The 4528-nt window shown below is 65.1% G+C and carries 5 protein-coding genes; all 5 read left to right on the top strand.

The genetic code is table 11. The annotated features are described in order from the left end of the window. Nucleotides 1-937, top strand: a 937-nt coding sequence (locus ACLP25_RS02910) for a substrate-binding domain-containing protein (RefSeq protein ID WP_442467734.1), incomplete at its 5' end; no start/stop codon positions are given. Between the two features lie 2 nt (nucleotides 938-939). Continuing rightward, the gene (locus ACLP25_RS02915; RefSeq protein WP_442467735.1) at nucleotides 940-1788 is read left to right on the top strand and encodes an SDR family NAD(P)-dependent oxidoreductase; all 849 of its coding nucleotides are present in this window, start codon (nucleotides 940-942) and stop codon (nucleotides 1786-1788) included. 565 nt (nucleotides 1789-2353) lie between these two features. Further along, entirely contained in the window at nucleotides 2354-2989 is a 636-nt protein-coding gene (locus ACLP25_RS02920) for a response regulator transcription factor (protein WP_442467737.1), read from the top strand. Nucleotides 2990-3497: 508 nt separating this feature from the next. After that, nucleotides 3498-3872, top strand: a complete 375-nt coding sequence (locus tag ACLP25_RS02925) for a response regulator transcription factor (RefSeq protein ID WP_442467738.1) — start codon at nucleotides 3498-3500, stop codon at nucleotides 3870-3872. An 80-nt stretch (nucleotides 3873-3952) separates the two neighbouring features. Beyond that, the coding region (locus ACLP25_RS02930; RefSeq protein WP_442467736.1) for a protein kinase domain-containing protein at nucleotides 3953-4528 on the top strand (576 nt) is incomplete at its 3' end.

Genomic DNA, 4528 nt, shown 5'->3' on the forward strand with positions numbered 1-4528 from the left:
CGGCCGCAGCCTGCGCAAGGGGGCGACCCACGCCGTCGCCTTTCTGCTCCAGCCGCACCCCGGCGATCATCAATATGGCGAGCCGTTCTTCGTGCCGGTCATGAAGGGGCTGCAGGCGGGGCTGGCCGAGCGCGGGCTCGAGCTGATTATGGTGATGGACCAGCCAGGCGGCGAGCAGGAGCGGCTACGCCGCGTGGTCGAAGCGCGCTGGGCGGACGCGATCGTCCTCGCCTGGACGCGGCGCCGCGATCCGCGCATCGACTATTTGAGCGAGGTCGGATTCCCCTTCGCGACGCTCGGCCGCAGCCTTTCGGGCGGAACAGGCTATCCCTCGCTCGATCTCGACTTCGTGCGCGCCGGCGAGCAGTCGGTCGCCCGGCTCGCAGCGCGCGGCCATCGCCGGATCGCGGTCGTCGGTCCCACGCCGGAGCTCAATTTCGCCCACCTGTTCCGCCGCGGCTACCGGCAGGGGTTGCGCCGCTCGGGGCTCGCGTTCGATCCCGCGCTCCTCGCCACGGGCGAGGTGAACGAGGCCGGCGGCTACGCCGCCACGCTCGTGCTGATGAGAATCCCCGATCCGCCGACCGCCATTTTGTTCAACAACGATGCGCTCGCCCTCGGCGGCTGCCGCGCGTTGGGCGAGCGCGGCGTTCAGCCCGGCCGCGACGTCGCCGTCATCGTCATCGTCGACAGCCCGCTGTGCGGCTATCTATCGCCGGCGCTGACCGGCTTCAGCGTCAGGCTCGAGCCACTTGGGCGCCGCCTCGCCGAGATGCTGCTGGTTGCCATGCCGCGCTATGCCGGACCTGAGGGGCCGCGAATCCTCCGCGAGGTCTGGCCGCTGGCGTTGACTGCGCGGGAAAGCGACGCGGCCGCACCGAGCCCAACGAGCGCGCCGGACGTCTGGCGGCTCGCGGCTTTGGAGAGGGAGGCTTGACGATGAAACTTGCCGGCGAAGTCGCCGTCGTCACCGGCGCCGGCCGCGGCATCGGCCGCGCGATCGCGCAAATGCAGGCCCAGGAAGGCGCGAAGGTCGCCCTCCTGGCGCGGACCGCCGCGGAGATCGGATCGGTTGCGGACGCTATCAACGCGGAGGGCGGCGCCGCGCGCGCCTATCCGCTCGACATCGTCGACGGCGAGGCGGTCGCCAAGGCCTTCGCGACCATCGAACGCGATCTCGGCCCGGTGAGCCTCCTCACCAACAACGCTGGCGCCTTTTCCGCCTACGGGCCGATCTGGACGGTCGACCCCGAAGACTGGCGCCGGGACATCGAGACCAACACCTTCGGGACCTTCAACTGCTGCCGCGCGGCCCTGCCAAGGATGATCGCGCGCGGGCGCGGTCGTATCATTGTGATGACCGGCGGCGGGACGGCCGTCTCTTTCCCGATGGGCTCGGGCTACGCGACCAGCAAGGCGGGCCTGCTCCGCTTCGCCGAATGCGTCGCCGACACGCTCGTCGGCTCCGGGGTGCTAGTGTTCGCGATGGACCCGGGTCTCGTGCGCACCGCCATGACCGAGCGGCAGCTCGAGAGCGAGTCGGGGCGGAAATATCTCACCGACATCCCGCGGCTCTTCGAAAGAGGACTCGACGTCCCGCCGACGCTCGCCGCGCGGCTCAGCGTTGAGATCGGCGCCGGCAGGTTCGACCGGCTCGCTGGGCGGATGCTGATGGCTGCGCGTGGCGATCTCGACCTCGACGAGGCGGCCGTCGAAACGATCGTCGCTTCGGACTTGCGCAGCCTCCGTGTCAACGGCATGCCGCCGGAACGACCATACACGCCGTAGTCGGCGGCCGCCGATGCGCTCTTTTGGGGCGGCTTCTGTTCACCGGTTGCGGGTGCGGCGGGACAAATGTCCAAGCAGCCGATCTCTGGAGTGGGGGCTGGGCCAATGACGCCAAAGGAATTTCACTAACCGACGATTCCCTTCGTCCGGCGCCAGTTTTCTCGCTTGCGTGAAGGGGAAGAAGGCTTCGACACGGAATTCGCTTCTCAGATCCTGACGGTGCCGTTCGAGCAAGGAGGCCAAACGCCAGCCTTTCTTGAGAGCTAGAACGAGAGCCCGTAGGTGTCGCCACAGACCGGGTCCAGCAGGGCGTACAGATCGCCTGCGGAGGCTCTCCGTCAGGGCCAGGAGTGCGCTGACGCCCACGAATTTACCGAAGGGACAGGCAGGACTCTCTTCGCAGTTCTGTATAATTGCCGGCCAATTGGTGCGATTCAAGATCCGCTGCGCAACATTTGGTGCGCAATCGCGGCCCAAGTCGGGGCCCGCAGCGCCCAAGCCTTGCCGCCACAGGAGCCGTTCGCCATGCTATAATCTACAAAGTTTCCACGAACGCACGCCAACCATGCCGACAGCACCGATAAGCAAGCCGACCGTTTTCGTCATCGATGATGATCCGGGAATGCGAGAGTCGATTTCCAGCCTCGTCCGATCAGTCGGCTTTCAGCCGAAGCTAATGGCTTCGGTAGACGAATTCCTTCAATCGCACCGCGCGGAGGGTCCCTCCTGCCTTGTGCTCGATGTCAGGCTGCCCGGCCGCAGTGGCCTCGAGCTCCAGCGAGAGCTCGCCGACAGACACGTCCGTCTCCCGATCGTTTTCATCACGGCACATGGCGACATCCCAATGACGGTCCAGGCGATGAAAGGAGGAGCGATCGAGTTCCTGACCAAGCCCTTCAGGGATCAGGATCTCCTGGATGCGATTCAACTCGGCCTGACTCGAGACCGGGCTCGACTGGATGCAGAGAGTTTAACGGCTGAGATGCGAAAGCGCTTCGAGACACTGACCGTCCGCGAGCGCGAGGTGATGGCCGGGGTCGTCGCCGGCCGGCTCAACAAGCAGATTGCGGGAGATCTGGGCATCAGCGAAATCACGGTAAAGGTCCACCGGAGCCAAGTGATGCGAAAGATGAAGGCCTCCTCCGTTCCCGATCTGGCCCGGATGGCGGAAAAGTTGAAACCTGCCGGCGTCGACCTGTAGCGACCCGCTGCTCCTGCCCTCGCGGCAAGTCGGCGAAAAAAGAGCCCCTCCGTCAGGAGGGGCTCAATGGGGCCAAGCGGGGGACTCTTGGCCCGCGGGAGGATGCGCCGCAGCAGGGAGGATGGCTGGGACGCAAACAGAACTTTACCTGGCTCGGCGCACGAAAAATATTGGATGAGGGGACGGCAGGGGCGCCAGATCGTTTGCCTGATCTATACCTTCGCATAGCGTCTTCGCCGAACCTTCAATTGGCCTCGCGTGGGTGGTCCGACGTCGGCGGAGCAAACCATTGACGCCGCATGGACCTAACCGCGTACAAATTACAAGGACTTGGTGAAGCTATACGAGTGTATAATCGCAATACCTGTATGCATTGGCGGAGAATTGTCCCTCAAGAGACTATATCAACGTCTGGCGAAGGGGCGAGGCTCGCGGTTGCCCGTACGGCCGTCAGGAAACGACGTTGCAAGACAAATTTCTTATCGCGGTCGTCGATGACGACGAGTCGATGCGCGAGGCCGTAAAAGGTCTCCTCAGATCGCTTGGTTATGACGCCGTCGACTTCGACCGCGCCGAGGATTTCCTGAATTTCGATCGCCGGGGCCGGGTCGATTGCCTGATCGCTGACGTGCAGATGCCGGGGCTGACGGGACCGGAGCTTCATGCTCGGCTGGTCGCGTCCGGTGAAACCATACGGACCATCTTGATTACGGCTTATCCGGATCCAGTCGTGCGGACACGGGCGCTTCGAGCCGGCGTGAAGTGCTACCTGACGAAGCCCTTCCGCGACGAGGACCTGCAAGCGTGCATCCGATCCGCGCTCGATTCTGACGCAGCGCTCAACCCGCGGCAGTTTCGGGACGACGCCTGCTGCGGGGAATGAGTATATCGAGAGGTTGCGCTAGGCCTCGTTCGACGGCACTATCACTGGCGGCGCGTGCCGATTGCGGCGGAATCCAGGAATTGCATCCGGGGCTTCAAGTCGACGTCGAGGGATTCTGCGATCTCGAACTCCTGTCGGACGAGGGCGAGCGCATCCTCTGCCGCGGACGTCGGGTTGCTGGCGACGAGGGGGATCCGCCCGTTCTGATCGCGTTTCCCGCATCGGACCATCATCCGCTGGTGCTTCATCGCCTCGCCCACGAATACGCTTTGAGAGACGAGCTTGACGCCGCTTGGGCCGCGCGGCCGTTGGAGCTTCGGCAAGAGCGCGGCCGGACTCAGCTCCTGATTGAGGACCCGGGCGGCGAGCCGCTCGACCGTATTCTCGGCGCGCCGATGGAGACCGGGCGCTTCCTGCGTCTGGCCATCGGCATCGCCTCGGCGCTCAGCAAGACGCACCAGCGCGGCCTCGTCCACAAGGACATCAAGCCGGCCAACATCCTTATGAACTGCGCCGACGGGCGAACGCGGCTCACCGGATTCGGCATCGCCTCGCGCCTGCCGCGCGAGCGTCAGGCGCCCGAGCCGCCCGAAGTAATCGCCGGCACCCTTGCCTATATGGCGCCTGAACAGACCGGGCGAATGAACCGCTCGATC

This window comes from Roseiarcus sp. (genome assembly GCF_052145395.1).
Lineage (GTDB): Bacteria > Pseudomonadota > Alphaproteobacteria > Rhizobiales > Beijerinckiaceae > Roseiarcus.

Coding starts and splice junctions, on each gene's coding strand:
- ACLP25_RS02915 (WP_442467735.1), top strand. CDS start 940: ATGAAACTTGCCGGCGAAGTCGCCGTCGTCACCGGCGCCGGCCGCGGC.
- ACLP25_RS02920 (WP_442467737.1), top strand. CDS start 2,354: ATGCCGACAGCACCGATAAGCAAGCCGACCGTTTTCGTCATCGATGAT.
- ACLP25_RS02925 (WP_442467738.1), top strand. CDS start 3,498: ATGCGCGAGGCCGTAAAAGGTCTCCTCAGATCGCTTGGTTATGACGCC.